Below are 22,895 nucleotides of genomic sequence, written 5' to 3'. Positions count from 1 at the left end.
AATGAGCAAGTCGCCCGCATTTCAGGAAGGCGCCAAGGAACTGCGCAAGGCGCGCGCCACGGGCTTGCCCCTGTTCGGCGCGGTCGGGCTGTTTTCGGCCGTCGTGAACCTGCTGATGCTGACCGGGCCGTTGTTCATGCTGCAGGTTTATGACCGGGTTCTGGCATCCCGGTCGGTCGAGACGCTGACCGCCCTGTTCGTGCTGGTGGTGTTCCTGTTCGTGCTGATGGGCTTCGTGGATTTCATCCGCGCCCGCGTCATGCAGCGCATTGCCGCGCGGTTTCAGGACCGGCTGGAAGGCCGGGTCTTCACCGCAGCCCTGCGCGAGGGGGCGATTTCGGGCGACGAATCGGCCGTGGCCGCCAGCGGGATGCGCGATCTGGACACGGTCCAGCGGCTGATCGCCTCGCCCGTGCTGCTGGCCGCCTTCGACCTGCCCTGGGCGCCCCTGTTCCTGGCGGCGGTCTATATCTTCCACCCGCTGCTGGGGATCGTGGCGACCATCGGCGGGGCGATCCTGGTGGTGTCCACCCTGGCGAACCGCACGCTGACCAAGGCGCCCTTGCAGCAGTCCACCTCGGCTTCGGCCCAGGCGCAGCGCATGGCCGACCTTTATCGCGACGAAGGCGAGGTGATCGGCGCTCTCGGGATGCGCGGGGCCACCTTTGCCCGCTGGCGCAAGGCCAGGGCCGAGGCGCAGGAGCAATCCGTCAAGGGCGCCGACCTGCAATCGGGCTTTACGGTCTTTTCCAAGACCTTCCGGCTGTTCCTGCAAAGCGCCATGCTTGCCGCCGGGGCTTGGCTGGTCCTGCAGCAGGCCGTCACCCCGGGCGCGATGATCGCCAGTTCGATCATGATGGGCCGCGCGCTTGCGCCGGTCGAACAGCTGGTCGGCGGCTGGCCCATGGTGCAGGCATCCCAGGATGCCTGGGAACGCCTGGCCCGCCTGCTGTCCCGCCAGCCCGCGCAGGTCAACCACACCCCCCTGCCCCGCCCCGAGGCCGTGGTCGAGGTGCGTCAGCTTTCCGTCGCGCCTCCGGGACAGAATGTCGCCACCGTGCGCGGCGTGTCCTTTGCCATCGCGCCGGGACAGGCATTGGGCGTCATCGGTCCGTCGGGCGCGGGGAAATCGACGCTTGCCAGGGCGCTGATCGGTTCCTGGCCGGTGGGCGCCGGGTCGATCCGGCTGGGCGGGGCGACGCTGGATCAATACGACCCCGACGTGTTGGGCAACATGATCGGCTATCTGCCGCAGCAGGTGACGCTGTTCGACGGGACGATTGCCGAAAACATCGCCCGCCTGTCGCCCGACATGGATCCGGCCCGCGTGGTGCGTGCGGCGCAAGCGGCGGCGGCGCATCAGATGATCCTGGATCTGCCGCGGGGCTATGACACGCGCATCAGCCAGGCCGCCGGCCGCCTGTCGGGCGGGCAGATCCAGCGGATCGGCCTGGCCCGTGCCCTGTATCCCGACCCGGTGATGCTGGTTCTGGATGAACCGAACTCGAACCTGGACAACGAAGGCTCTCTGGCGCTGAACGCGGCGATCCGGCGGGTCAAGGCGCAGAACGGCTGCGTCATCATCATGGCGCACCGGCCCGCCGCCATCAACGAATGCGACCTGCTTCTGGTCATGGAACAGGGTATCCGCCGCGCCTTCGGGCCACGCGACAAGGTCTTGCAGGAAATGGTACAGAATTCAGCGCAGATCCTGAAATCCCAGGAAGCCGGACGCGTAGGGGGCGTATCATGAGCAACGAGAACCAAAGGCCCGAAGGCGGGCAAAATCCCGCCCCGCGTCCGTCAGGCATCCAGACGGGCATCCTGTCCAGCCGCATCGCCCCCCCGACCGACACACCGATCCCCGGCCCCGCCGCATCCCGCCCGCCCACGCAGGCCGAGCCCGCCCCCCCGGTCGAGCCGCCGATGCCCCCGGCGCCGCCCCGGCCGATCGCGCCGCCCGATCCGTCCCGCTGGTCGGTTCGAGGCGCGCTCTGGACCGGGCTCATCGCCATCCTCGTGTTGCTGGGCGGCTTCACCGTCTGGGCGATGCAAAGCCGCATCTCGGGCGCGGTCGTGGCCAGCGGCCAGGTCGAGGTCGAACAGCAGCGCCAGATCGTGCAGCACCCGGACGGCGGCGTGGTCGAGGATATCCTGGTCAAGGACGGCGAGACGGTCGAGGCGGGCCAGCCCCTGATCCGCCTGGACGGCAGCCTGCTGCGGACCGAACATGCCATCGTCGAAGGCCAGTATTTCGAGATCCTGGCCCGCCGAGGCAGGCTCGAGGCCGAGCGCGCCGATGCGGAAACCATGGAAATCCCCGAGGAACTGCTGACCGCCGCCGAAGACGATGCCGATCTGCAAGCCCTGATCGAGGGCCAGCGAAGCCTTTTCGCCACCCGCCGCGACACCCTGCGCCAGTCGATCGAGCAGTTGGAAAAGCAATCCGAACAGGTCCGCCAGCAGGTCGAGGGCATCGACGCGCAGATCGTGGCGCTCAACCGCCAGCGCGAACTGATCGGAGAGGAACTGGAGGACCAGCAATCCCTGCTGGATCGCGGCCTGGCGCAGGCGTCGCGGGTGCTGGCCCTGGAACGTGAGGCTGCAAGCCTGGACGGCCAGGTGGGCGAACTGAAGGCCAGCCGGGCCGCTGCGGAAACCCGTCAAACCGAACTGGACATCCAGCGGCTTCGCCTGGGCGCAGAACGGCGCGAGGAAGCGGAAACCGAGTTGCGCGACCTGGGCTATCGCGAGCTGGAGCTTGCCGAACGACGCCGCAGCCTGATCGAACAGATCAACCGCCTGGACATCCGCGCGCCGGCGGCGGGCGTGATCTACAACATGCAGGTGACGACGCCCCGGTCGGTGATCCGTCCGGCCGATCCGGTCCTTTATGTGATCCCGCAGGACCGCCCCCTGGTCGTCAGCGCGCGCCTGGCCACGATCAACGTGGACGAGGTGCAGGCCGGCCAGCCGGTGGTGCTGCGTTTTTCGGCCTTTTCATCGCGCACGACGCCGGAAATCGACGGCGTGCTGGGCCGTGTGTCGGCGGATGCGTTGATGGATGAGGCGACGCGGATGCCCTATTACCGCGCCGAAGTGACGATCCCTGCGGAACAGCTTGAAAAGCTGGGCGATCTTGCGCTGATCCCGGGGATGCCGGTCGAGGTCTTCATCCAGACGGGCGAACGCAGCCCCATGGCCTATCTGGTCAAGCCGCTGGCCGATTACTTCAACCGGGCATTCCGGGAAAGCTGACGGCGTGGGGGGCCTGCCCCCCACGCCCCCAGGGATATTTCCGCCAGAATGAAAAGGCGCCTAGCGCTTGCGGCGGCGCTTGGTCGCGCGCTTGATCTCGGCCAGGCGCGACTTGGTGGACATGGGTCGGGGGCCGCGCCCGCGCTTGCCCTTTTGCGGACCGCGCGGCAGCGGCTGGCCGTCCAGTTCCAGCAGGTCCAGCGTCAGGCCACCTGTCATCGGGATCGCCTCGGCCAGGCGCACGGTGACGCGCTGGCCCAGGCCAATCTCCAGGCCCGTATCGCTGCCGATCAGCATCTGCGCGTCGGGATCAAAGTGGAAATATTCGTTCCCGATGGCCCGGATCGGCAACAGGCCGTCGGCCCCGGTCTCGTCCAGCTTGACGAAGGCGCCGAATTTCTGGACGCCGCTGATCCGTCCCGTCATCTCGGATCCGACGCGTTCGGACAGGAAGGCGGCCAGATAGCGGTCGGTCGTGTCGCGTTCGGCCGCCATGCTGCGGCGCTCGGTTTCGCTGATATGGGTGGCGGTTTCAGACAGGCGGTCCATGTCCTGCGGGCTGAGGCCGTCCTTGCCCCAGCCATGCGCGGAAATCAGCGCCCGGTGCACCACCAGGTCGGAATAGCGCCGGATGGGCGAGGTGAAATGGGCATAGCTTTTCAGCGCCAGCCCGAAGTGGCCGAAGTTTTCCGGGTGGTAATAGGCCTGCGTCATGGACCGCAGCGTGCTGATGTTGATCAGTTCGTCGAAATCGGTGCCCTCGGACTGGGCCAGCAGGCGGTTCAGGTGGCTGGTATGCAGCACCTGCCCCTTGGCCAGCGTGAAGCCCGAGGCCTGGGCCACCTCGCGCAGCGCGTCGATCTTGGCAAGGCTGGGTTCCTCATGCACCCGGAACAGCAGCGGACGCTGGCGGCGGGTCAGTTCCTCGGCCGCAGCGACATTGGCCAGGACCATGAATTCCTCGATCAGGCGATGGGCGTCGAAGCGTTCGCGGAAGTTCACGGATTTCACCCGGCCGTCCGGGGTCAGTTCGATCCGGCGTTCCGGCAGGTCCAGATCCAGCGGTTGGCGGCGGGCACGGGCTTCCCTGAGCAGGCCATAGGCGTGCCACAGCGGACGGATCACGCTGTCCAGCAGCGGTTCGGTCTGCGCGTCGGGCTTGCCGTCCGCCGCCGCCTGCGCCTGTTCATAGGCGAGGGATGCGCGGCTGTTCATCATGCCGCGATGGAAGTTGTGGCTGATCTTGTTGCCTTGCGAATCCAGCCGCATCCGCACGGCGATCACCGGGCGGTCCAGGCCTTCGTGCAGCGAACACAGGTCGGCCGACAGCGCCTCGGGCAGCATCGGCACGACGCGGTCGGGGAAATAGGTGGAATTGCCGCGCAGCCAAGCCTCTCGGTCAAGGGCGCTGCCGGGGGTGACGTAATGGGCGACATCGGCGATGGCGACCCAGATGGTGGCGCCGCCGTCATCCTCGATATGGGCGGCCACCGCGTCGTCATGGTCGCGCGCATCCGAGGGGTCGATGGTCACCAGGGGCAGGTCGCGCAGATCCTCGCGCCCCTTCATGGTGGCGGGCTTGGCGCCCTCGGCCTCGGCGATCACGGCATCGGGGAAATCGTCGGGAATACCGTGCTGGTGGATGGCGATCAGGCTGACCGCGCGGGGGGCGGAAGGATCGCCCAGCCGTTCGATGATCCGCGCACTGGGCAGGCCCAGCCGGCCCTTGGGTCCGACCTGTTCGGCCTGCACCAGTTCGCCGTTCTGCGCGCCCTGCGTGGCGTCATGGCGGACGCGCCATTCCTTGTCCTGGCCCTTGTCGATGGGGATGATGCGGCCGCCCTCGGCCTCCTTGCGGAAGATGCCGGTGATGCGGTGGGGCGCGGCGGTGATGCGGCGGATCAGGCGGGCCTGATACTGGTAATCCTCGCCCTGCACCTCGACCAGGCGGCCCAGGAAGCGGTCGCCCCGGCCAAGTGCCGGGTCGCTGTCGCGCGGGGCGTAAAGGATACGCGGCATCGGCCCGTCGCCATGCCATTCCATCGGCCGCGCGAACAGATCGCCCGACCCGTCCGGCGGCAGCAGTTCCAGCACCGTGACCGGCGGCAGGCGTTCGGCGTCAAGGTAATGGCGGCGGCGGCGTTCCAGATGGCCCTCGCCCTCCAGTTCCTTCAGCAGGCGCTTCAGTTCGATCCGTTCGGCGCCCTTGATGCCGAAGGCCTTGGCGATGTCGCGCTTGGAATTGGCGTCGGGATGTTCCGCGACCCATTCCATGATCTGTTCCTTGCTGGGAAGCTGGGCCATGTGTCGGTCCTTCAAAGGTCGCGGGTCATGTCACGATGCGGGATTCCGGCATCGTCGTAAACGGGACCGTAAGCGGTGAAGCCCAGCTTTTCATAAAAGCCGAGCGCGTGGGTCTGCGCCCCCAGCTTGGCGCGGGTGATCCCCGGCTGCACGCGCAGCACGTCAAGCGAGGCCCGGATCAGCGCCGCGCCCAGGCCCGTGCCCCGCGCCTGGGGCAGCACGCAGACGCGGCCGATCTTGCCCGTCTCGCCGTCCAGCAGGATGCGGGCGCTGCCGATGGGCTGGCCGTCATGGGTCGCCAGCAGGTGAAGGGCGCTGTCGTCCAACCCGTCGATCTCGCGATCCTCGGGAACGCCCTGTTCCTCGATGAACACGGTGCGGCGCAGGGCAAGGCAGGCGGCAAGGTCGGTCGTCTGTTCGATCTTCATTCGAAATATTTTTCCAGGATCCGCTGGTAGATGGTCTTGAGCTGCCGGACCTGCGCCACGGGCACGCGTTCGTTCACCTGGTGCATATAGGCACCGACAAGGCCGAATTCGACCACCGGGCAGTGGTTCTTGACAAAGCGCGCGTCGGACGTGCCGCCGCTGGTGGACAGGACCGGCTGGCGGTTGGTTTCCTGGGTGACGACGCTGCGGACCAGATCCACGAAGGGGCCGGGTTGGGTCAGGAAAGCCTCGCCGCTGATCTGGCTGTCGATGGTCAGGGCGACGCCGGTGGCCTGGGTCACGCGGGCGGCGCGGGCCTTCAGTTCGGCTTCCAGGCTGGCCCCGGTATGCAGGTCGTTGAAGCGGATGTTGACCACCGCCCGCGCCGTTTCCGGGATCACGTTGGACGCAGGATTGCCGCAGTCGATGCTGGTGATCTGCAACCCGGTGGGGTCGAAGTGGTCGGTGCCTGCGTCCAGCGGGACGGCGATCAGGTCGTTCAGGTATGCCGTCAGGGCGTGCAACGGGTTCCTGGCCCGGTGCGGATAGGCGGCATGGCCCTGCACCCCCTTGGCGGTGACCGTATAGGTGGCCGATCCGCGCCGGCCGATCTTCATCATCTCGCCCATGATCTCGGGGTTCGAGGGCTCGCCCACGATGCAGGCGTCCATGCGTTCGCCATGGGCCTCCATCCAGTCGAGGATGGCGATGGTGCCGTCGCGGGACGGGCCTTCCTCGTCCCCGGTGATGGTCAGGATCACCGTGCCGTCGGGGGGCGTTTCGCGCACGAAGTCAATGGCGGCGGCGACAAAGGCCGCGACGCCGGATTTCATGTCGGTGGCGCCGCGCCCCCAGATGACGCCATCCTCGACATGGCCGCTGAAGGGGGGATGGGTCCAGGAGTCCGGGTCGCCGGGCGGGACCACGTCGGTATGGCCGTTGAAGCCCAGGGCACGCGCCCCCTTCCGGCCCCAGCGGGCGAACAGGTTGGGCGTGCCGTTGCGATCGACGCGGTGGACCTCGAACCCCGCATCGGCCAGCAGGTCGCCCAGCAGGACCAGGGCGCCCCCTTCGTTTGGCGTGACGGAAGGGCAGCGGATCAGGCGGGCGGTCAGGTCGGCGGCGTCGATCATGTCAAATCCAGTCTGAAAGGGCGCGGCGGACAAGGTTCAGGCCGGTGATGACCAGCAGGATCAGCGTCCAGCGGCGAAATTGCGCGACATCCATGCGGTCCTGCAAGGCAAAGCCCGCCAGCATCCCCGCAAAGGCCGGGATGCAGAGGACGGCGGACAAGGGGATCGTCTGCGCGTTCAGGATCCCCGATGCCAGATGCGCGGCGGTCAGCCCCGCCGCCCCCAGCAGGAAGACCACGCCCTGCACGCGGACCTGTTCCTGCTTGGGCACGCCCAGCGACAGCAGCAGCACGACCAGCGGCGGCCCCCAGATGCCGGACACGCCGCCGTAAAGCCCGCCGACGATGCCGGTCGCGATCTCGGCCCGGCGGCGGTGATGGATGGGCAGGGTCATCGGCCTGCCCGCAAGCTGCCACAAGGCGAAGGCCAGGATCGGCAGGCCCAACAGCGCATACATCAGCCCCTGCGGGATCTGCCGGGCCAGGCCCGCCGACAGCATCAGGAAGACCAGCACCATGCCGATATGCCAGCGGAAATTGCGGATCGACTGGATGGCGGCGGCTGGTCCCTGGCGCAGGGACTGGTGCACGTTGGTGGTCAGCACCGGCAGGATCAAGGCCGCGAGGGCCACCTGCGGCGGCAGGATCGAGGCAAAGGCCGAAGCCATCACCAGCGGCATGGCGAAACCAATGGCCCCCTTCACGAAGCCCGCAAAGGCCGTGACGGCGAAGATCGTCCAGAATTGCCAGGGATCCAGTCCAAACATGCCCGGCAAGCTAGCGGCCCGCGCAGGGAATGGAAATGCCACATCCGACGCGATTCGATCCGACATATTCGTTCAATGCAGCGCCTCTAATCGTATTAATCTTGCGCCGCGGGTGCGAAGGCGCTACCCATGCTGCAATGCCGCAAAAGGGGCCGAATCCATGAAAGACATGCCGCACCAGTTCGACGCCGTCCTGTCCGAGCTTGCCGACCTCCAGTCCCGCGCGACCGAGGGGCTACGCGCCGCCGTCTCGCCCGCGGGCAAGGTCGATGCCGAGGCCCTGGAACGCCACCAGCACGCGGCCCATGCGCTGTCCTGGCTTGCCACTTATGTCGAATCGCTGCGCCAGCTTGCCGCCTGGTCCGCCCGCGCCAGCGGAGAGATCGAGGGCCTGATCACCCAAATCGGCTTTGGCGAATACCTGTCCCAGATCATGGGCGGCATCCCGATGAGCCAGACGGAATTCGCCCGCCTGTCCGACCTGGGCCTGGACTGGCAGCCGTCCCCGGCGGCCCGCGCCCTGATGGCCGGCAACACGCCCGAGGCTCGCGCCCGCCTTGCCGCCCTGATCGCCGAGAACAAGGGCAGCGCGACATTCGGCGCCTCGAGCCTGGACGAGGATCTGGAAATGATCCGCGACCAGTTCCGCCGCTGGGCCGACGACAAGGTGGTCCCCCACGCACACGGCTGGCACCTGAAGGACGAGCTGATCCCGATGGAGATCATCGCGGAACTGGCCGAACTGGGCGTCTTCGGCCTGACCATCCCCGAGGAGTTCGGCGGCCTGGGCCTGTCCAAGGCCGCGATGGTCGTCGTGTCCGAGGAACTGTCGCGCGGCTATATCGGCGTGGGTTCGCTGGGCACGCGGTCCGAAATCGCAGCGGAACTGATCCTGGGGGGCGGGACCGATGCGCAGAAGGCCCACTGGCTGCCGCGCCTGGCATCGGGGGAAATCCTGCCCACGGCGGTCTTCACCGAGCCAAACACTGGCAGCGACCTGGGCAGCCTGCGCACGCGGGCGGTTCTGGATGGCGATAGCTGGACCATCACCGGCAACAAGACCTGGATCACCCATGCCGCGCGCACCCATGTGATGACCTTGCTGGCCCGCACCGATCCCGACACCACCGATTATCGGGGCCTGTCGATGTTCCTGGCCGAAAAGACCCCCGGCACGGATGCGGATCCCTTCCCCACCCCCGGCATGACCGGCGGCGAGATCGAGGTGCTGGGCTATCGCGGCATGAAGGAATACGAGCTTGGCTTCGACGGCTTCACCGTCAGCGCCGAAAACCTTCTGGGCGGCGTGACCGGCCAGGGCTTCAAGCAGTTGATGCAGACCTTCGAATCCGCCCGCATCCAGACGGCGGCGCGAGCCATCGGGGTGGCGCAGAACGCCCTGGAACTGGGCCTGCAATATGCGCTGGACCGCAAGCAGTTCGGCAAGCCGCTGATCGCCTTTCCGCGCGTCGCCGACAAGCTGGCCATGATGGCGGTGGAGATCATGATCGCACGGCAACTGACCTATTTCAGCGCCTGGGAAAAGGACCACGGCCACCGCTGCGACCTGGAGGCCGGGATGGCCAAGCTGCTGGGCGCGCGTGTGGCCTGGGCATCGGCCGACAATGCCTTGCAGATCCACGGCGGCAACGGCTTTGCGCTGGAATACCCCATCAGCCGGGTGTTGTGCGATGCACGCATCCTCAATATTTTTGAAGGTGCCGCCGAAATTCAGGCGCAAGTGATCGCCCGGCGTCTGTTAGGCTGATCGCCTTTCGTCTAGGGTGCTGCAACCAAAGCGGTTTTGCCGCATTCCCTTTCGACGATCGCCCACAGGAGACCCGACATGTCCCGCCTTGCCCGATTTGGCACGTTCGGCGCGCTGACCGCCGCAGCCTTTGCCCTTGCCGCCTGCGAACCGGCCACGCCGGCCGTGGATCCCGCAAACGACCGGGGCTTCATTCCGGGCGGCGACTATGCACTGGTGGGCATGGACGGCGCGACCGTGCCGCTGCGCAACATGACCCTGACCATCGGCGAGAAAAGCGTGTCGGGCCGTGGCCCCTGCAACGGCTATGGCGCCATCAACAATGCGGAACTGCCGCTTGTCGCGCTGTCGCCGCTGCAAAAGACCAACGTGCCTTGCGGCAAGAACACCACGATCGAGAACCGCTTCTTCGAGGTTCTGCAATCGGCGACCGAGATGGAATATTATGGCGGCGTGCTGAAGGTGAAATCGCCCCTGACCTGGCTGATCTTCGAACGCGGCGTGACCGGGGCGCAGGCGCAGGTCACCGCCGTGGACCAGGCGCGGGCCGGTCAGTAATTCCCTGTCGGCTGGCCGCGCGTCAGCCGTTCCACAAGACGATGGCGGGCCGCAGGAACAGGGCGACCCACCAGTTCCCCGGCGATCCGGGTCGTCAGGAAGTGCCCGGTTATGGCCAGTCCCTCGGCCAGTCCATGCCCGCGATTGTCGCCTGCCCCGCCCAGGATTCCCGGCAAGGGCAGCAACCTGTCGGCCCATTCGCCTGCCCCTTGGCGGCTGACGGCGCGGCCCGACCTGGGGCTGACATAGGCCAATCCCTGTTGCGCGCCCGTCACGGCGCAGGATGTCAGGTCCAGGCCGAAGCCCATCTCGTCCAGCAGGCGCATTTCCCAGTGAAGATAATCGTCGCCCCAGTCCCGGCCGGTCTCCATCAGGTCCAGCAGGCGTTCGGTGTCGCGTGCAAGGGCAGGATGCGGGTCGCGTTCCGGCAGGGCAAAGACCAGCAGCGAACAGACCGCGTTCAACCCCGCCAAGGCCAGCGGATCGGCCATCAGCCCCGACCGCAGCCGCAGCGGTTCGACGGAAAAGGTGCCCAACTGGTCGTCGCGCCGCGCCCGCCATCGCAGATCCAGCCGCGAGCCGGGTTGCAGCATCGCCGCGCGCTTTTGCGACACGCCACCGGGCACCAGCCCGGAATGGCGGCCGTGCAGGTCGGTCAGCACGTCCAGGATCACCGCCGTCTCGCCGTGGGTGCGGCGGGCCAGGACGGTGCCTTCGGCCTGCCACTCCATCAGGCGCCGGGCAGGGTCAGCGACCCGTCGGCGGACAGGGGCCAGAAGGGATTGGTGGCGATCTCCCAGACATGACCGTCGGGATCGGCGAAATAGCCGGAATAACCGCCCCAGAAGACCTTTTCGGGCCGTTTCAGCACGGTCGCCCCGGCATCCACGGCGGCCTGGAAGACGGCATCGGTTTCCGCGTCATCCGCGCAGTTCTGCGCCAGCGTGACAGCCCCGGTGCCCAGGGTCGCGCCGGGCCGTCCCTGGTCGGCGGCCAGATCGGCCAGCCCGAACAGGGCCAGCACCGCGCCGTTCATCTGATAGAAGGTGACGCCCGGCTGCGAACTGGCATGGGGCGCCCAGCCCCAGGCTTCGTAAAAGCGCCGCGCGCGGTCCATGTCGGCCACGCCCAGGGTGACAAGCGTGATGCGCTGGCGGTTTGCGGACATGGCGCCTCCGGGAACGGGGGGCAGATTGGCACGGGACGGGGCGGCTGCCAAGTCAGGTCATCGCCCGCCGCCGCGCCCCTGCCCCGCGCAGCATCGACAGGGTATAGATCACAAGCGCCGCCCAGATCATCGGAAAGGCGACCATCTGCGCCGCGCCGAAGGGCTCGCCGAAGATCAGGACCGCCGTCAAAAAGATCATCGTCGGCGCGATATATTGCAGGATGCCGATGGTGGACAGCCGCAACTGCTTGGCCGCCGTGGCATAGCAGATCAGCGGCACGGCGGTCACGGGACCGCAGCCGATCAGCAGGATCGTGTCCCAGGTGCTGCCTGCGGCGAAATGCGACTGGCCGCTGGTCGCAAGCCAGACCACATAGGCAAGCGCGAAGGGCGTCAGCAGCAGCACCTCCAGCGTGAAGCCCTGGGTCGGGCCCAGCGGCAGGCTTTTCTTGCAATAGGCGTAAAAGCCCCAGGTCAGCATCAGCCCGATCGCCACCATCGGCAGCCGCCCCAACTGCACCGTCAGCACCACCACCGCCAGCGAGGCGAGCGCGACCGCCACCATCTGCGCCCGGCTCATCTTCTCGCGCAGCAGGGTCGCGCCCATCAGGATGCTGAACAGCGGGTTGATGTAGTATCCAAGCGCCGCGTCCAGCGCGTGGTTGTTGCCCACCGCCCAGACATAGATCATCCAGTTCACGGAAATCAGCGCGGCGGTGATCAGCGCCATGCCCAGAAGGCGCGGCTGGCGCAGCGCCGCCATCACCTCGGCCGACCGGCGCTGCCAGATCAGGACCGCCAGCGCGATGGGCAGCGACCACAGCACGCGATGGGCGATCACCTCGGACGGGGGGACATGGGCAAGCTGCTTCATGAACAGCGGCAGGAAGCCCCACATCACATAGGTCGCAATGGCCAGGATCAGGCCCGGCAGGGAATCACCCGATGGGGACGCGTTTTTCATGCCTGATTGCATAGGCTGCAAAGGCGGTCCGCGCCAGATGGATCACGCAAGCCCCGCTTCGTCCAGCAGCGTGCGTCCGTCGCGGCTTTCGATCTCGATGACCCACAGGTCGGGATCGAAGCCGCGCTGCCGGGCGATGGCCTGGTCCACCTCGCGTTCCGGGCCTTGGGCGATGACCTGCCACGGGCGGCTGTCGGTGTCGAAGTCCCACTCGCGGCCATAAAGCGCGGCGGTGCCGTCCATCAGTGCGCATTTGACCAGCACCGCGCCCGCCGTCTCGTCGCCCCGCGCGGTCACATAGGTGGGGATATTGGCAAGCCCCAGACGCGCCAGATAGGCCGAAACCCAGATGCCGGTCGCAAGCCGTGCTTCAGGCATCGCCGTCGCGGAAATCGAGGCCCATCTCGTTATAGCGTTCGGCCTCGTCCAGCCAATTCTCGCGCACCTTCACCTGCAGGAACAGGTGGACGCGGCGGCCCATGAATTCCTCAAGCTCGGCACGGGCGGCCTGGCCCACGGCCTTGATCGTCTCGCCGCCCTTGCCCAGCACGATGCCCTTGTGACCGGGGCGCGCGACATAGACGACCTGGTCCACCTTGGCGGATCCGTCCTTGCGTTCCTCCCATGCCTCGGTCTCGACCGTCAGCTGATAGGGGATTTCCTCGTGCAGGCGCAGGGTCAGCTTTTCGCGGGTGATTTCCGCCGCGATCATCCGCATGGGCAGGTCGGCGATCTGGTCCTCGGGGTAAAGCCAGGGGCTTTCCGGCAGCGTCGCGGCCAGCCAGTCGCGCAACTGGTCGCAGCCATAGCCCTTCTCGGCGCTGATCATGAAGGTCTGCACAAAGGGGAAGGCCGCGTTCAGTTCAGCCGACAGGGCCAGCAGGGTTTCCGCCTTCACGCGGTCGATCTTGTTGATGACAAGCCCCACGGGGGTCTGGCTGTCCAGTCCCTTCAGCGATTCGATGATCGCCTTGGCGCCTTCGGTCAATCCGCGATGCGCCTCGACCAGCAACAGGATGATGTCGGCGTCGGCCGCCCCGCCCCAAGCGGCCTTGACCATGGACCGGTCCAGCCGGCGGCGCGGGCGGAAGATGCCCGGCGTGTCCACGAAGACGATCTGCGCCGCGTCATGGATGGCGATGCCCCGGATACGGGCGCGGGTGGTCTGCACCTTGTGGGTGACGATGCTGACCTTGGCCCCGACCATCTGGTTCAGAAGCGTGGATTTCCCGGCATTCGGTTCGCCGATCAGGGCGACGAAGCCCGCGCGGGTTTGGGTGATGTCGGTCATTCGCGGCCCTCCAGCCGGTCCAGCAGCGCCTGCGCGGCGGCCTGTTCGATGCTGCGTTTCGTGCCGGCACCTCTGGCCTGGGCCTCGCGCCCATCGGCCAGCCGTGCGGTGATCAGGAAGACGGGCGCATGGTCCGGCCCGCTGCGTTCGGTTTGTTCGTAAAGGGGCGGCGGCATCCCGTTGGCCTGCGCCCATTCCTGCAACGCGGTCTTGGCGTCGCGGGGATCGTCCTCGAGCGTGTCCAGCCGGCCGGCCCACAGGCGCAGCACGATGCGCCGCGCGGCATCGAAGCCCGCGTCCAGATAGACGGCGGCCAGAACGGCCTCCATCGCGTCGGCCAGCACGGCTTCCTTGCGGCGGCCGCCCGACATCATCTCGGACCGGCCCAGCTTCAGGACCTCGCCCAACCCGATCTCTCGGGCGATGGCGGCGCAGGTCTCGCCCCGGACAAGCGCGTTGTAGCGGGGGGCAAGCTGGCCCTCGCTGGCGGACTTGTCGGCGTCGAACAGCGCCTCGGCCATGACAAGGCCCAGCACGCGGTCACCCAGGAATTCCAGCCGCTGGTTGTCGGGCCGGGTCGCGCTGGCGATGGATCCGTGGGTCAGCGCGCGCACCAGAAGTTCAGGCCGCGCGAAGTCGTGCCCCAGCCGGACCATGAAGGCGCGGATGTCGGCGCCGGGTTTCACTCCACCGCCTTGAAGAAGCGGTCGGCCCGCCAGGTCCAGAAATACAGAAGCGACCGCCCCGCGGAGGAGAACATGATCCGGTCGGCCCGCCCGATCAGGTATTCCGAGGGCACGAAGCCCAGCCCGCCGATTTCCTGCGGGAAACGCGAATCCTCGGAATTGTCGCGGTTGTCGCCCATGAAGAAATACTGGCCTTCGGGCACCGTGAAGGCCGGCGTGTCGTCGGCGAACGCGCCGTCGGCGATGTTCAGGATGTCGTGGCTGCGCCCGCCCGGCAGGGTTTCGGTGAAGCGCTGCTTGATGCAATCACCGCCTTCGGCCACCGGATCATTGACGCAGCGCGGGATCAGCCCCTGCGGCCCCTGCAATTCCTTGACCTCGACGAAATCGCCGGCGGGGGCGACGGGCACTTCCTCGCCGTTGATCCACAGGCGGCCGTCGCGCATCTGGATGGTGTCGCCCGGCAGGCCGATCAGCCGCTTGATGAAATCGACGCCGCGCGTGGGATGGCGGAACACCACCACATCGCCGCGTTCGGGTTCAGACCCCAGGATGCGGCCGCTGATGGGGCAGACCGAGAAGGGGCAGGAATAGCGGGAATAGCCGTAGGCCATCTTGTTGACGAACAGGAAGTCGCCGATCAGCAGCGTGTCCTTCATCGACCCGGAGGGGATCCAGAACGGCTGGAAGAACAGCGTGCGGAAGATGCCCGCGATGACAAGCGCCCAGAACACGGTCTTGACCGTTTCCCAGATGCCTTCCTTTTTCTTGCCCGCCGTGCTGTCGGCCATGGTCTCGTCCTTCGTCAACTTGCGCGGGCGATTGGCCGCTTCGCGCGTTCTAGGCCATTGGCGGGACGCAAAGTCAAGGTTGCGGCGTGCCGGGCCGCGCCTCGATCACCACGAAAGCCTGCGCCCAGGGGTGATCGTCGGTCAAGGTGACGTGAACGACGGCATGATGGCCCGGCGGCGTCATCGCGGCCAGCCGTTCGGCGGCCCATCCGGTCAGTTCCATCACCGGCTGCCCGGATCGCAGGTTGCTGACCGCCATGTCGCGCCAGCTGATCCCCATGGCAAGCCCGGTGCCAAGCGCCTTGGAACAGGCCTCCTTCGCCGCCCAGCGTTTGGCAAGCGTCCCGGCCTCGTCCCGGCGGCGCGCGGCCTTGGCCAGTTCCGTGGGCGTGAAGACACGATGGCGAAAGCGGTCGCCGAAGCGGTCCAGCGTGCCGGCGATGCGGTCGATATTGGCAAGGTCGGTGCCGATGCCCAGGATCATGGCGCCCATCCGATGCTGAAAGGGACCGTCATTCCTGCACCTCGGTCGCGATCTCTCCGGTCTGCTGGTTGATCGTCACGACCAGCCTGTAGGGTTCGCCTTCGGGCGCGGCATCGGCATAGCGGGTCGCGGGAAAGGTCAGCACCAGCCCCCGCTGGCGATCATAGTCCGCCCGGCGCGAGGCAAAATCCAGGCCATAGAAGCCGATCCCGTCCGCGCCGATGACGCGGCATTGCCGCAGCCCCAACTCGTCGCGCGGCGGGCTGATGACGGCCAGCTTCCAGGCGCCACCGGCGGGTTCCACCATGTCCAGCAGCGCCACTCGAACGTCGCCATTGGCATAGGTGGCGGTGTTCTGATCCCAGGGTTCGGCGATGGTATCGACGCGGTCGGCGTCGCCGCAAGGCGTCACTTCGACCTGTTGGGCCTGCGCCGCGCCCGAAAGCAGCATCAGGGCTGCGGCCAGCCGGATCATGCGCGCGCCTCGTCCATCCTGCGCCGCATCTCACGGATCGCACCGTCCAACCCGATGAAGACCGATTCCGCGATCAGAAAATGGCCGATGTTCAGTTCCTTGACCTGCGGGATGGCGGCGATGGGGCCGACGGTGTCGAAGGTCAGGCCGTGGCCTGCGTGAACCTCCAGCCCCAGGCTGTCGGCCAGACGCGCGCCCTCGATCAGGCCCGCCAGTTCGCGGTCGCGGTCGGCGTCGCGGCCCTCGGTATCGTAATCGCAATAAGCGCCGGTATGCAGTTCCACCACTGCCGCACCGATCCGGGCCGAGGCCTCGATCTGCGCGGGGTCATGGCCGATGAACAGCGACACGCGGCAGCCGGCATCCCGCAGGGGGGCGATGTAATCGGCCAGCATCGCCTGATTTCCCGCCACGTCCAGACCGCCTTCGGTGGTGCGTTCCTCTCGCTTTTCCGGGACGATGCAGACCGCATGGGGGCGGTGGCGCAGGGCGATGGCTTGCATTTCCGGGGTCGCGGCCATTTCCAGGTTCAGGGGCAGCGTCAGGTTCGCCATCAGGGCGTCGATGTCGGCGTCGCTGATGTGGCGGCGATCTTCGCGCAGATGGGCGGTGATGCCGTCGGCGCCCGCCTCCTCGGCCAGGCGGGCGGCGCGCAAGGGGTCGGGCCAGGGCGTGCCGCGGGCGTTGCGGATGGTTGCGACGTGATCGATGTTGACGCCAAGACGCAGCATGGTTCCCCCAAAGGCAGTTTCGCGCAAGTCTATCCGGGCGTCAGCGGGGGCGCCAGTTCCGTCGCGGCGGCCCACCAGCCATGCTGTTTCAAGGCGCTGGAGGCAATCCGGGCACGGTCCGCGCTGTCATAGAGGCCAAAGCAGGTGGCCCCCGACCCGGACATGCGGGCGAAAGCGGCGCCGGTGGCGCGCAGGGCGTCCAGCACCTGCCCGATCACCGGGGCAATGGCCAGGGCGGCAGGTTCCAGGTCGTTGCGCGTCTGCGCCAGCCAGCCCCCCAGATCGGCAAGCCCGGCAAAGCGCGGGATGGGGGGCAGGCCTGGATTGTCCCGCCGTTCCATCGCGGCAAAGACCTGGGGCGTCGAGACACCCACGCCCGGATTGACAAGCACCAGCGGCACCTGTGGCAAGGGGTCCAGCGGGGTGACGATTTCCCCCACGCCCTGCATCCGCGCGGGGCGGGACGCCAGGCAGACCGGCACATCCGCGCCCAGCCGTTCCGTTTCGGCGGGCAGCGCATGGCCCATGCGGGCCAACCCGCGCAGGACCGCCGCCGCATCCGCCGACCCGCCGCCGATGCCCGAGGCCACCGGCAGGTTCTTGGTCAGCCGGATCGCGGCCGCCGCCCCAGCCAGCCGCGCCGCACGCAGGCACAGGTTGTCGTCGCTGACAGGCAAGCCCGCCGCGAACGGCCCCTCGATCCGCAGGGACAAGGGTCCGGGTTCCAGCACCACCACGTCGCCCATGCCTGCAAAGGCCACCAGCGAATCCAGCAGGTGATAGCCATCGGCGCGGCGGCCGGTCACATGCAGCGCAAGGTTCAGCTTGGCCGGCGCAGCCTGAACGATAGGCATGCCCTAGTTGTTCGCGGCGGCCTGCGGGGCGGGTGCCGGGGCATCGACGGGGGCCGCCGCTTCCTCGGCCAGAACGGCGTCAAGGCCACGCTCCAGCTTGGCGCGGATGCGGTCGGGATCGACATCGTCCGTCTCGGTCGGGTCCAGGGACAGCGCACGCTGCCACTGGATCTCGGCCTCGCGCTGGCGGCCCACCTTCCAATAGATGTCGCCCAGATGGTCGTTGACCAGAGGGTCCTGGGACATGGTCAGGATCGCGCGTTCCATCGGCGCGACCGCCTCGTCATAGCGGCCCAGGCGGTAATAGGCCCAGGCCAGCGAATCGAGGATATAGCCGTCGTCGGGCGAAAGCTGCACCGCTTTCTGGATCATCTCCAGCGCCTGGTCCAGGTTCTCGTTCCGGTCGATCCAGCTATAGCCCAGGTAATTCAGCAGGCTCGCCTGGTCCGGGCGGATTTCGATGGCGGCCAGGAAATCGGCCTCGGCCCGGTCGAACTGGTCGGACCGTTCCAGGGCGATGCCGCGCGCGTAAAGGGGGAACCACCGGGCATCCGCCGGGGCGTCGTCCAGCAGCACCAGGGCCTTGTCATAGGCGGGCACGGCCTGGGCGAACTTCTCCTGCTGGCGCAGGAGGTCGCCAAGCGCGATCCAGGCCTGGGGCAGGTCGGGATAGGCGGCAGTCAGGGACAGGGCGGCCTTGCCAGCCTCGTCCGTGCGACCGGCGCGGGACAGGGTGTCGATGCGCGACAGTTCGGCGGCAGGACGCATCTGGCCCATCCGGCGCAGCGCGTCATATTCGGGTTCGGCCAGGTCGAACTGCTGGCGTTCCTGCAGGATCTGGGCCACCATCAGCCGCGCCTCGGCGGTGTCGGGCGACAGCCAGGCGGCCAGCCGGGCATGGATCAGCGACAGCGGTTCGGGATCGGGGCTGGACAGCAGGGCGGATGCGAAGGTCAGGAAGACCTGCGCGATCCCGTCCGCCGGGGTCTTGACCACGTCGAAGGCCACCGGCTGGCCCGCCTTGATGCGGTCGCGCAGGGCCAGAAGCTGCGGCTCGGCCTCGACGCCGGGGACGGCCTCGATCATGGCGACGGCCTCGTCCCGACGCTCAAGCTGGGCCAGGATCTGCGCGCGGGCGGTGAAGCCCAGGATATGCGCCCCGGTCATGTCGTCGGCCAGCAGCGCCTCGGCCCCCTCGTAATCGCCGACCAGGGCACGCGCCAGGGCGAGGTGATAGTTCACCATCGGCGCCACGCCGCCGATCTTCGAAAGGCGCTCGAACTCGGCCAGAGCCTCGGAGGCCTTGCCTGCGCCCAGAAGCCCCCAGCCGCGCAGCATCCCGGCCAGCAGGTCGGCCTGGGCTTCCGCATCGGACGGGGTGCCCACATCCGCCAGAAGCCCGGCCCAATCGCCGGAATGGACCAGGTTGGCGCGCTGAATCAGGTGCGACAACTCGGTCGGCTCGCCCTCGGACCCGATGCGGGTGGCAAGGGCCACGGCGCGGTCGATCTCTCCGGCCGACACCAATGCGACCAGGGCGCTGTCCTGCAGGAAGCGGTCGTCGGGATCATGGGCCACCGCCTGCACGAAGAAGCGGGCAGCGGCCTGGAAGTCGTTTGCCACCGTCGCCATGCGCGCGGCCAGGAACGGTCCCGCCAGGCCGAATGTCAGGGGCGCAGGCTGGGATGGCGCGGCAGCAGTGTCAGCGGCAGCAGTATCGGTGGTTTCCGCGTCTGGGCGCGGCTCGGGCCGGTCCTGGGCCCCGGCAGGCAGCGACAGGGCCGCCAGAAAGGCAGCGATCCAGGCCAGGTTCGGGCGGGTCATTGTCACGGCATCCATCCCGGAAAGTCACGAAAGCGTTTTCCCGACCCTAGCGTGCCCTCGGGCGGGGGGCAACGCCGCCCCCTGCCCTTCTCATCACATATTCGGGTAGTTCGGCCCGTCGCCGCCCTGGGGGGTGGTCCAGTTGATGTTCTGCGACGGGTCCTTGATGTCGCAGGTCTTGCAGTGGACGCAGTTCTGGAAGTTGATCACGAAGCGCGGGCCATTGGCGTCCTCCACCACCTCGTAGACGCCGGCCGGGCAGTATCGCTGCGCGGGCTCGGCATATTCGGGAAGGTTCACCCGGATCGGGATCGTGGGATCCTTCAGCTTCAGGTGGCAGGGCTGGCTTTCCTCGTGGTTGGTGAAGGAAAAGGCCACGTTGGTCAGCCGGTCGAAGGACAGCTTGCCGTCGGGTTTGGGATAGTCGATGGGCTTGAACTTGGCGGCCTTGCCGGTTGCCTCGGCATCCGTCTTGCCGTGCTTCCACCCGCCCAGGATGTTGCGGCCCNCACCGCGTTCGCGAAGCTCGGCCGGATAGGCGGGGGTGAATCTCGGCTTTGACATAGGGCTCATCCTTTGAGTGTTTTACTCTCCGGTAAACCAGGGGCGGTTCAGGGCATATTCGGGCAGGTTCACCCGGATCGGGATCGTGGGATCCTTCAGCTTGAGGTGGCAGGGCTGGCTTTCCCCGTGGTTGGTGAAGGAAAAGGCCACGTTGGTCAGCCGGTCGAAGGACAGCTTGCCGTCGGGTTTCGGATAGTCGATGGGCTTGAACTTGGCGGCCTTGCCGGTGGCCTCGGCATCCGTCTTGCCGTGCTTCCACCCGCCCAGAATGTTGCGCCCGGTCAGGCCCGCCCCCCACATGTCCATGCCCCCCAGGATCAGCGAGGGCCAGAGCCCGTAGCGCGACCAGGCGGGCTTGACGTTGCGCACCTTGCGCAGGTCCTGGCCGATGGCGCCGGTGCGCACGGCGGTGTCGTAATCGCTCAGCCGGTCGCCCTCGCGGCCCGCGGCGATGGCCGCCGCCGCCGCCTCGGCCGCCTCGATCCCCGAGATCATGGCGTTGTGGTTGCCCTTGATGCGCGGCACGTTGACCATGCCCGCCGAACAGCCCAGCAGCACGCCGCCCGCAAAGGACAGCTCCGGCAGCGACTGGTAGCCGCCTTCGGAGATCGCGCGGGCGCCATAGGAGATGCGCTTGCCGCCTTCCAGCAGCTCGGCCACCATCGGGTGGTGCTTGAAGCGCTGGAACTCCATGTAGGGATAAAGATAGGGGTTCTCGTAGTTCAGGTGGACCACGAAGCCCAGCATCACCAGGTTGTCCTCGTAGTGATAGATGAAGGAGCCGCCGCCGGCGTTCCTGCCCAGCGGCCATCCCATGGTATGCACGACCCGGCCCTTCTGGAACTTCGAAGGATCGACCTCCCAGATCTCCTTCATGCCGAGGCCGTATTTCTGCGGCTCGTGGCCCTCGGAAAGGTTCAGGCGGTTGATGATCTCCTTGGCCAGGGACCCGCGCACGCCCTCGCCGATGAAGACATACTTGCCGTGCAGCTCCATGCCGGGCTCGTAGTTGGGGCCGGGCGTGCCGTCCGACTGCAGCCCCATCTCGCCCGCGACGACACCCTTGACCCGGTCGCCATCCCAGACGACCTGCGACGCCGCCATGCCGGGGAAGATCTCGACGCCCAGTTCCTCGGCCTGTTCGGCCAGCCAGCGGCAGACGCTGCCCATCGAGACGATGTAGTTGCCGTGGTTGTTCATCAGCCGCGGCATCGGCCAGTTGGGCACCCGCACCTGACCCCCCTCGCCCAGGACATAGAAGTTGTCGTCGGTGACGGCGGTCCTGACAGGCGCGCCGCGCTCCTTCCAGTCGGGGATCAGCCGGTTCAGCCCGATCGGGTCCAGCACCGCCCCCGACAGGATATGCGCGCCAACCTCCGAGCCTTTCTCCAGCACCACCACCGACAGATCCGGGTCGATCTGCTTCAGCCGGATCGCCGCGGACAGACCCGACGGCCCCGCCCCCACGATCACGACGTCATACTCCATCGACTCGCGGGCAGGATGATTGGTGTCGGTCATGGCTGAGGTGCTCCTTGGCTTCCGTTGTCGGTGAGAGAGAGGAAGAACCGGCCGGGCAACTGCCGGTGGGGGGAGGACACCGACAGCTATAGCCCTTCCATCACACCTTTTCGGTCATTTCCGGCACCAGCTGGAACAGGTCTCCGACCAGACCATAGTCGGCGATCTGGAAGATGGGGGCTTCCTCGTCCTTGTTGATGGCGACGATGACCTTGCTGTCCTTCATGCCGGCAAGGTGCTGGATAGCGCCCGAGATGCCCACGGCCACGTAAAGCTCGGGCGCCACGNAGTTGCCGTGGTTGTTCATCAGCCGCGGCATCGGCCAGTTGGGCACCCGCACCTGACCCCCCTCGCCCAGGACATAGAAGTTGTCGTCGGTGACGGCGGTCCTGACGGGGGCGCCGCGCTCCTTCCAGTCGGGGATCAGCCGGTTCAGCCCGATCGGGTCCAGCACCGCCCCCGACAGGATATGCGCGCCGACCTCGGACCCCTTCTCCAGGACCACCACCGACAGGTCGGGGTCGATCTGCTTGAGCCGGATCGCCGCGGACAGACCCGACGGCCCCGCCCCCACGATCACGACGTCATACTCCATCGACTCGCGGGCAGGATGATTGGTGTCGGTCATGGCGCGCTCCTCCCAAGGCTGGCTTGCTGTTCATGTAGCGTTTCCGCCGCATCGCGGCAATGCTGACGCGACGGCCAAAATCTGCCACTTTCGACGCGGGCGGGCTTGCAAAGGCGCGGCGATTCAGGTCACGGTGCCGACAACTGGGACGCGCCCCTGCCATTCGAATGGCGGGGGCGTTGCCTTAGGATTTGGACGGTAACGCATCCCGCAAAGGACAGGGCAGCGATGGACAAGATTCCGATGACCCGCAGTGGCTATGCCGCGCTGGAACGCGAACTGGGCGAGTTGAAGTCGAAGGAACGCCCCGCGATCATCCGCCAGATCGCCGAGGCCCGCGAACATGGCGACCTGTCGGAAAACGCCGAATACCATGCCGCCCGCGAAAAGCAGGGCTTCATCGAAGGCCGCATCAAGGAACTGGAATCGATCCTGTCGCGGGCCGAACAGATCGACCCGGCAAAGCTGTCGGGATCCGTGAAGTTCGGTGCCATCGTCCATCTGGTCGATGAGGATACCGACGAGGAACGCACCTATCAGATCGTGGGCGAGGCGGAGGCGAATATCGAAAGCGGGCTTCTGAACATCCGGTCCCCCCTGGCCCGCGCCCTGATCGGCAAGGACGTGGGCGACAGCGTCGAGGTCGCCACGCCCGGCGGTCAGCGCAGCTATGAAATCCTGGCGATCCGGTACGAATAA

The 22,895-nt window shown here is 67.3% G+C and carries 21 protein-coding genes and 4 pseudogenes; 5 read left to right on the top strand and 20 right to left on the bottom strand.

Features of this window, described 5'->3' with window-relative positions; translation table 11 throughout:
* Nucleotide 1 precedes the first annotated feature (1 nt).
* Both IEX25_RS02170 and IEX25_RS02165 read left to right on the top strand, forming a co-directional pair.
* Complete coding sequence (locus tag IEX25_RS02170; RefSeq protein ID WP_188713837.1) at nucleotides 2-1,753, top strand: type I secretion system permease/ATPase; 1,752 nt, start codon at nucleotides 2-4, stop codon at nucleotides 1,751-1,753.
* Nucleotides 1,754-1,926: 173 nt separating this feature from the next.
* Nucleotides 1,927-3,258: an HlyD family type I secretion periplasmic adaptor subunit gene (locus IEX25_RS02165; RefSeq protein WP_370463830.1), complete on the top strand. Its 1,332-nt coding sequence runs from the start codon at nucleotides 1,927-1,929 to the stop codon at nucleotides 3,256-3,258.
* A 60-nt stretch (nucleotides 3,259-3,318) separates the two neighbouring features.
* Here the strand turns inward: IEX25_RS02165 and rnr are convergent, their stop codons facing one another.
* The 4 genes from rnr to IEX25_RS02145 are packed head-to-tail and all read right to left on the bottom strand — an operon-like array spanning nucleotide 3,319 to nucleotide 7,889.
* A complete protein-coding gene (gene rnr / locus IEX25_RS02160) occupies nucleotides 3,319-5,562 on the bottom strand; it encodes a ribonuclease R (RefSeq protein WP_188713835.1) in 2,244 nt (747 codons plus the stop codon).
* An 11-nt stretch (nucleotides 5,563-5,573) separates the two neighbouring features.
* Nucleotides 5,574-5,990 (bottom strand): GNAT family N-acetyltransferase, encoded by a 417-nt coding sequence (locus tag IEX25_RS02155; RefSeq protein ID WP_188713834.1) that lies wholly within the window; start codon nucleotides 5,988-5,990, stop codon nucleotides 5,574-5,576.
* Entirely contained in the window at nucleotides 5,987-7,123 is a 1,137-nt protein-coding gene (dapE, locus tag IEX25_RS02150) for a succinyl-diaminopimelate desuccinylase (protein WP_188713833.1), read from the bottom strand. The genes IEX25_RS02155 and dapE overlap by 4 nt, the downstream gene beginning before the upstream one ends.
* A 1-nt stretch (nucleotide 7,124) precedes the next feature.
* The gene (locus tag IEX25_RS02145; protein WP_188713832.1) at nucleotides 7,125-7,889 is read right to left on the bottom strand and encodes a sulfite exporter TauE/SafE family protein; all 765 of its coding nucleotides are present in this window, start codon (nucleotides 7,887-7,889) and stop codon (nucleotides 7,125-7,127) included.
* A 169-nt stretch (nucleotides 7,890-8,058) separates the two neighbouring features.
* Between IEX25_RS02145 and IEX25_RS02140 the strand changes: the two genes are divergently transcribed.
* Both IEX25_RS02140 and IEX25_RS02135 read left to right on the top strand, forming a co-directional pair.
* Nucleotides 8,059-9,657 (top strand): acyl-CoA dehydrogenase family protein, encoded by a 1,599-nt coding sequence (locus IEX25_RS02140; protein WP_229665007.1) that lies wholly within the window; start codon nucleotides 8,059-8,061, stop codon nucleotides 9,655-9,657.
* 78 nt (nucleotides 9,658-9,735) lie between these two features.
* On the top strand, nucleotides 9,736-10,215 hold the full coding sequence (locus IEX25_RS02135; protein ID WP_103172150.1) for an META domain-containing protein: 480 nt from the start codon (nucleotides 9,736-9,738) through the stop codon (nucleotides 10,213-10,215).
* Here IEX25_RS02135 and recO read toward each other — a convergent pair.
* The 16 genes and pseudogenes from recO to IEX25_RS02060 form a co-directional block, all read right to left on the bottom strand.
* Entirely contained in the window at nucleotides 10,209-10,946 is a 738-nt protein-coding gene (gene recO, locus IEX25_RS02130; protein WP_188713830.1) for a DNA repair protein RecO, read from the bottom strand. The genes IEX25_RS02135 and recO overlap by 7 nt on opposite strands.
* Nucleotides 10,946-11,383 carry a VOC family protein gene (locus tag IEX25_RS02125; protein ID WP_188713829.1) on the bottom strand — a complete coding sequence of 146 codons (438 nt, stop codon included), beginning with the start codon at nucleotides 11,381-11,383 and terminating at the stop codon, nucleotides 10,946-10,948. The genes recO and IEX25_RS02125 overlap by 1 nt, the downstream gene beginning before the upstream one ends.
* 52 nt (nucleotides 11,384-11,435) lie before the next feature.
* On the bottom strand, nucleotides 11,436-12,347 hold the full coding sequence (gene rarD, locus IEX25_RS02120) for an EamA family transporter RarD (protein WP_188713828.1): 912 nt from the start codon (nucleotides 12,345-12,347) through the stop codon (nucleotides 11,436-11,438).
* Nucleotides 12,348-12,389: 42 nt separating this feature from the next.
* On the bottom strand, nucleotides 12,390-12,725 hold the full coding sequence (locus IEX25_RS02115; protein ID WP_188713827.1) for a DUF1491 family protein: 336 nt from the start codon (nucleotides 12,723-12,725) through the stop codon (nucleotides 12,390-12,392).
* Complete coding sequence (gene era / locus IEX25_RS02110; protein ID WP_188713826.1) at nucleotides 12,718-13,638, bottom strand: GTPase Era; 921 nt, start codon at nucleotides 13,636-13,638, stop codon at nucleotides 12,718-12,720. The genes IEX25_RS02115 and era overlap by 8 nt, the downstream gene beginning before the upstream one ends.
* Entirely contained in the window at nucleotides 13,635-14,324 is a 690-nt protein-coding gene (rnc, locus tag IEX25_RS02105) for a ribonuclease III (RefSeq protein WP_103172144.1), read from the bottom strand. The genes era and rnc overlap by 4 nt, the downstream gene beginning before the upstream one ends.
* Nucleotides 14,321-15,115, bottom strand: coding sequence for a signal peptidase I (lepB, locus tag IEX25_RS02100; RefSeq protein ID WP_188713825.1), 795 nt, complete (start codon nucleotides 15,113-15,115; stop codon nucleotides 14,321-14,323). Before lepB ends, rnc begins: the two co-directional genes overlap by 4 nt.
* A 73-nt stretch (nucleotides 15,116-15,188) precedes the next feature.
* Nucleotides 15,189-15,599 (bottom strand): holo-ACP synthase, encoded by a 411-nt coding sequence (gene acpS / locus IEX25_RS02095; RefSeq protein WP_103172302.1) that lies wholly within the window; start codon nucleotides 15,597-15,599, stop codon nucleotides 15,189-15,191.
* A gap of 28 nt (nucleotides 15,600-15,627) precedes the next feature.
* Nucleotides 15,628-16,074, bottom strand: coding sequence for a hypothetical protein (locus IEX25_RS02090; RefSeq protein ID WP_188713824.1), 447 nt, complete (start codon nucleotides 16,072-16,074; stop codon nucleotides 15,628-15,630).
* Nucleotides 16,071-16,805: a pyridoxine 5'-phosphate synthase gene (locus IEX25_RS02085; RefSeq protein ID WP_188713823.1), complete on the bottom strand. Its 735-nt coding sequence runs from the start codon at nucleotides 16,803-16,805 to the stop codon at nucleotides 16,071-16,073. The genes IEX25_RS02090 and IEX25_RS02085 overlap by 4 nt, the downstream gene beginning before the upstream one ends.
* 29 nt (nucleotides 16,806-16,834) lie before the next feature.
* Nucleotides 16,835-17,659: a 4-(cytidine 5'-diphospho)-2-C-methyl-D-erythritol kinase gene (locus IEX25_RS02080; protein ID WP_370463820.1), complete on the bottom strand. Its 825-nt coding sequence runs from the start codon at nucleotides 17,657-17,659 to the stop codon at nucleotides 16,835-16,837.
* A gap of 3 nt (nucleotides 17,660-17,662) precedes the next feature.
* Entirely contained in the window at nucleotides 17,663-19,483 is a 1,821-nt protein-coding gene (locus IEX25_RS02075) for a tetratricopeptide repeat protein (protein WP_229664995.1), read from the bottom strand.
* A 93-nt stretch (nucleotides 19,484-19,576) separates the two neighbouring features.
* Nucleotides 19,577-19,975 (bottom strand): annotated as a pseudogene (locus IEX25_RS02070) (4Fe-4S dicluster domain-containing protein); the annotation flags it as partial.
* A gap of 123 nt (nucleotides 19,976-20,098) precedes the next feature.
* A pseudogene (locus IEX25_RS02065) lies at nucleotides 20,099-21,568 on the bottom strand (electron transfer flavoprotein-ubiquinone oxidoreductase); the annotation flags it as partial.
* Between the two features lie 100 nt (nucleotides 21,569-21,668).
* Nucleotides 21,669-21,863, bottom strand: a pseudogene (locus IEX25_RS20555) (electron transfer flavoprotein subunit alpha/FixB family protein); the annotation flags it as partial.
* A pseudogene (locus IEX25_RS02060) lies at nucleotides 21,852-22,196 on the bottom strand (NAD(P)/FAD-dependent oxidoreductase); the annotation flags it as partial. The pseudogenes IEX25_RS20555 and IEX25_RS02060, both read right to left, overlap by 12 nt.
* Before the next feature lie 228 nt (nucleotides 22,197-22,424).
* Between IEX25_RS02060 and greA the strand changes: the two are divergent.
* A complete protein-coding gene (greA, locus tag IEX25_RS02055) occupies nucleotides 22,425-22,895 on the top strand; it encodes a transcription elongation factor GreA (RefSeq protein ID WP_188713820.1) in 471 nt (156 codons plus the stop codon).

The organism is Paracoccus acridae (assembly GCF_014642735.1).
GTDB classification, from domain to species: domain Bacteria; phylum Pseudomonadota; class Alphaproteobacteria; order Rhodobacterales; family Rhodobacteraceae; genus Paracoccus; species Paracoccus acridae.
The sequence above is the reverse complement of the archived record's forward strand: the minus strand, read 5'-3'. Positions and strand labels throughout refer to the sequence as shown.

What these genes read in the sequence shown, in the direction of transcription:
- IEX25_RS02170 (WP_188713837.1), top strand. Translation starts at nt 2, where the DNA reads ATGAGCAAGTCGCCCGCATTTCAGGAAGGCGCCAAGGAACTGCGCAAG.
- IEX25_RS02165 (WP_370463830.1), top strand. Translation starts at nt 1,927, where the DNA reads ATGCCCCCGGCGCCGCCCCGGCCGATCGCGCCGCCCGATCCGTCCCGC.
- rnr (WP_188713835.1), bottom strand. Translation starts at nt 5,562, where the DNA reads ATGGCCCAGCTTCCCAGCAAGGAACAGATCATGGAATGGGTCGCGGAA.
- IEX25_RS02155 (WP_188713834.1), bottom strand. Translation starts at nt 5,990, where the DNA reads ATGAAGATCGAACAGACGACCGACCTTGCCGCCTGCCTTGCCCTGCGC.
- dapE (WP_188713833.1), bottom strand. Translation starts at nt 7,123, where the DNA reads ATGATCGACGCCGCCGACCTGACCGCCCGCCTGATCCGCTGCCCTTCC.
- IEX25_RS02145 (WP_188713832.1), bottom strand. Translation starts at nt 7,889, where the DNA reads ATGTTTGGACTGGATCCCTGGCAATTCTGGACGATCTTCGCCGTCACG.
- IEX25_RS02140 (WP_229665007.1), top strand. Translation starts at nt 8,059, where the DNA reads ATGCCGCACCAGTTCGACGCCGTCCTGTCCGAGCTTGCCGACCTCCAG.
- IEX25_RS02135 (WP_103172150.1), top strand. Translation starts at nt 9,736, where the DNA reads ATGTCCCGCCTTGCCCGATTTGGCACGTTCGGCGCGCTGACCGCCGCA.
- recO (WP_188713830.1), bottom strand. Translation starts at nt 10,946, where the DNA reads ATGGAGTGGCAGGCCGAAGGCACCGTCCTGGCCCGCCGCACCCACGGC.
- IEX25_RS02125 (WP_188713829.1), bottom strand. Translation starts at nt 11,383, where the DNA reads ATGTCCGCAAACCGCCAGCGCATCACGCTTGTCACCCTGGGCGTGGCC.
- rarD (WP_188713828.1), bottom strand. Translation starts at nt 12,347, where the DNA reads ATGAAAAACGCGTCCCCATCGGGTGATTCCCTGCCGGGCCTGATCCTG.
- IEX25_RS02115 (WP_188713827.1), bottom strand. Translation starts at nt 12,725, where the DNA reads ATGCCTGAAGCACGGCTTGCGACCGGCATCTGGGTTTCGGCCTATCTG.
- era (WP_188713826.1), bottom strand. Translation starts at nt 13,638, where the DNA reads ATGACCGACATCACCCAAACCCGCGCGGGCTTCGTCGCCCTGATCGGC.
- lepB (WP_188713825.1), bottom strand. Translation starts at nt 15,115, where the DNA reads ATGGCCGACAGCACGGCGGGCAAGAAAAAGGAAGGCATCTGGGAAACG.
- acpS (WP_103172302.1), bottom strand. Translation starts at nt 15,599, where the DNA reads ATGATCCTGGGCATCGGCACCGACCTTGCCAATATCGACCGCATCGCC.
- IEX25_RS02090 (WP_188713824.1), bottom strand. Translation starts at nt 16,074, where the DNA reads ATGATCCGGCTGGCCGCAGCCCTGATGCTGCTTTCGGGCGCGGCGCAG.
- IEX25_RS02085 (WP_188713823.1), bottom strand. Translation starts at nt 16,805, where the DNA reads ATGCTGCGTCTTGGCGTCAACATCGATCACGTCGCAACCATCCGCAAC.
- IEX25_RS02080 (WP_370463820.1), bottom strand. Translation starts at nt 17,659, where the DNA reads ATGCCTATCGTTCAGGCTGCGCCGGCCAAGCTGAACCTTGCGCTGCAT.
- IEX25_RS02075 (WP_229664995.1), bottom strand. Translation starts at nt 19,483, where the DNA reads ATGACCCGCCCGAACCTGGCCTGGATCGCTGCCTTTCTGGCGGCCCTG.
- greA (WP_188713820.1), top strand. Translation starts at nt 22,425, where the DNA reads ATGGACAAGATTCCGATGACCCGCAGTGGCTATGCCGCGCTGGAACGC.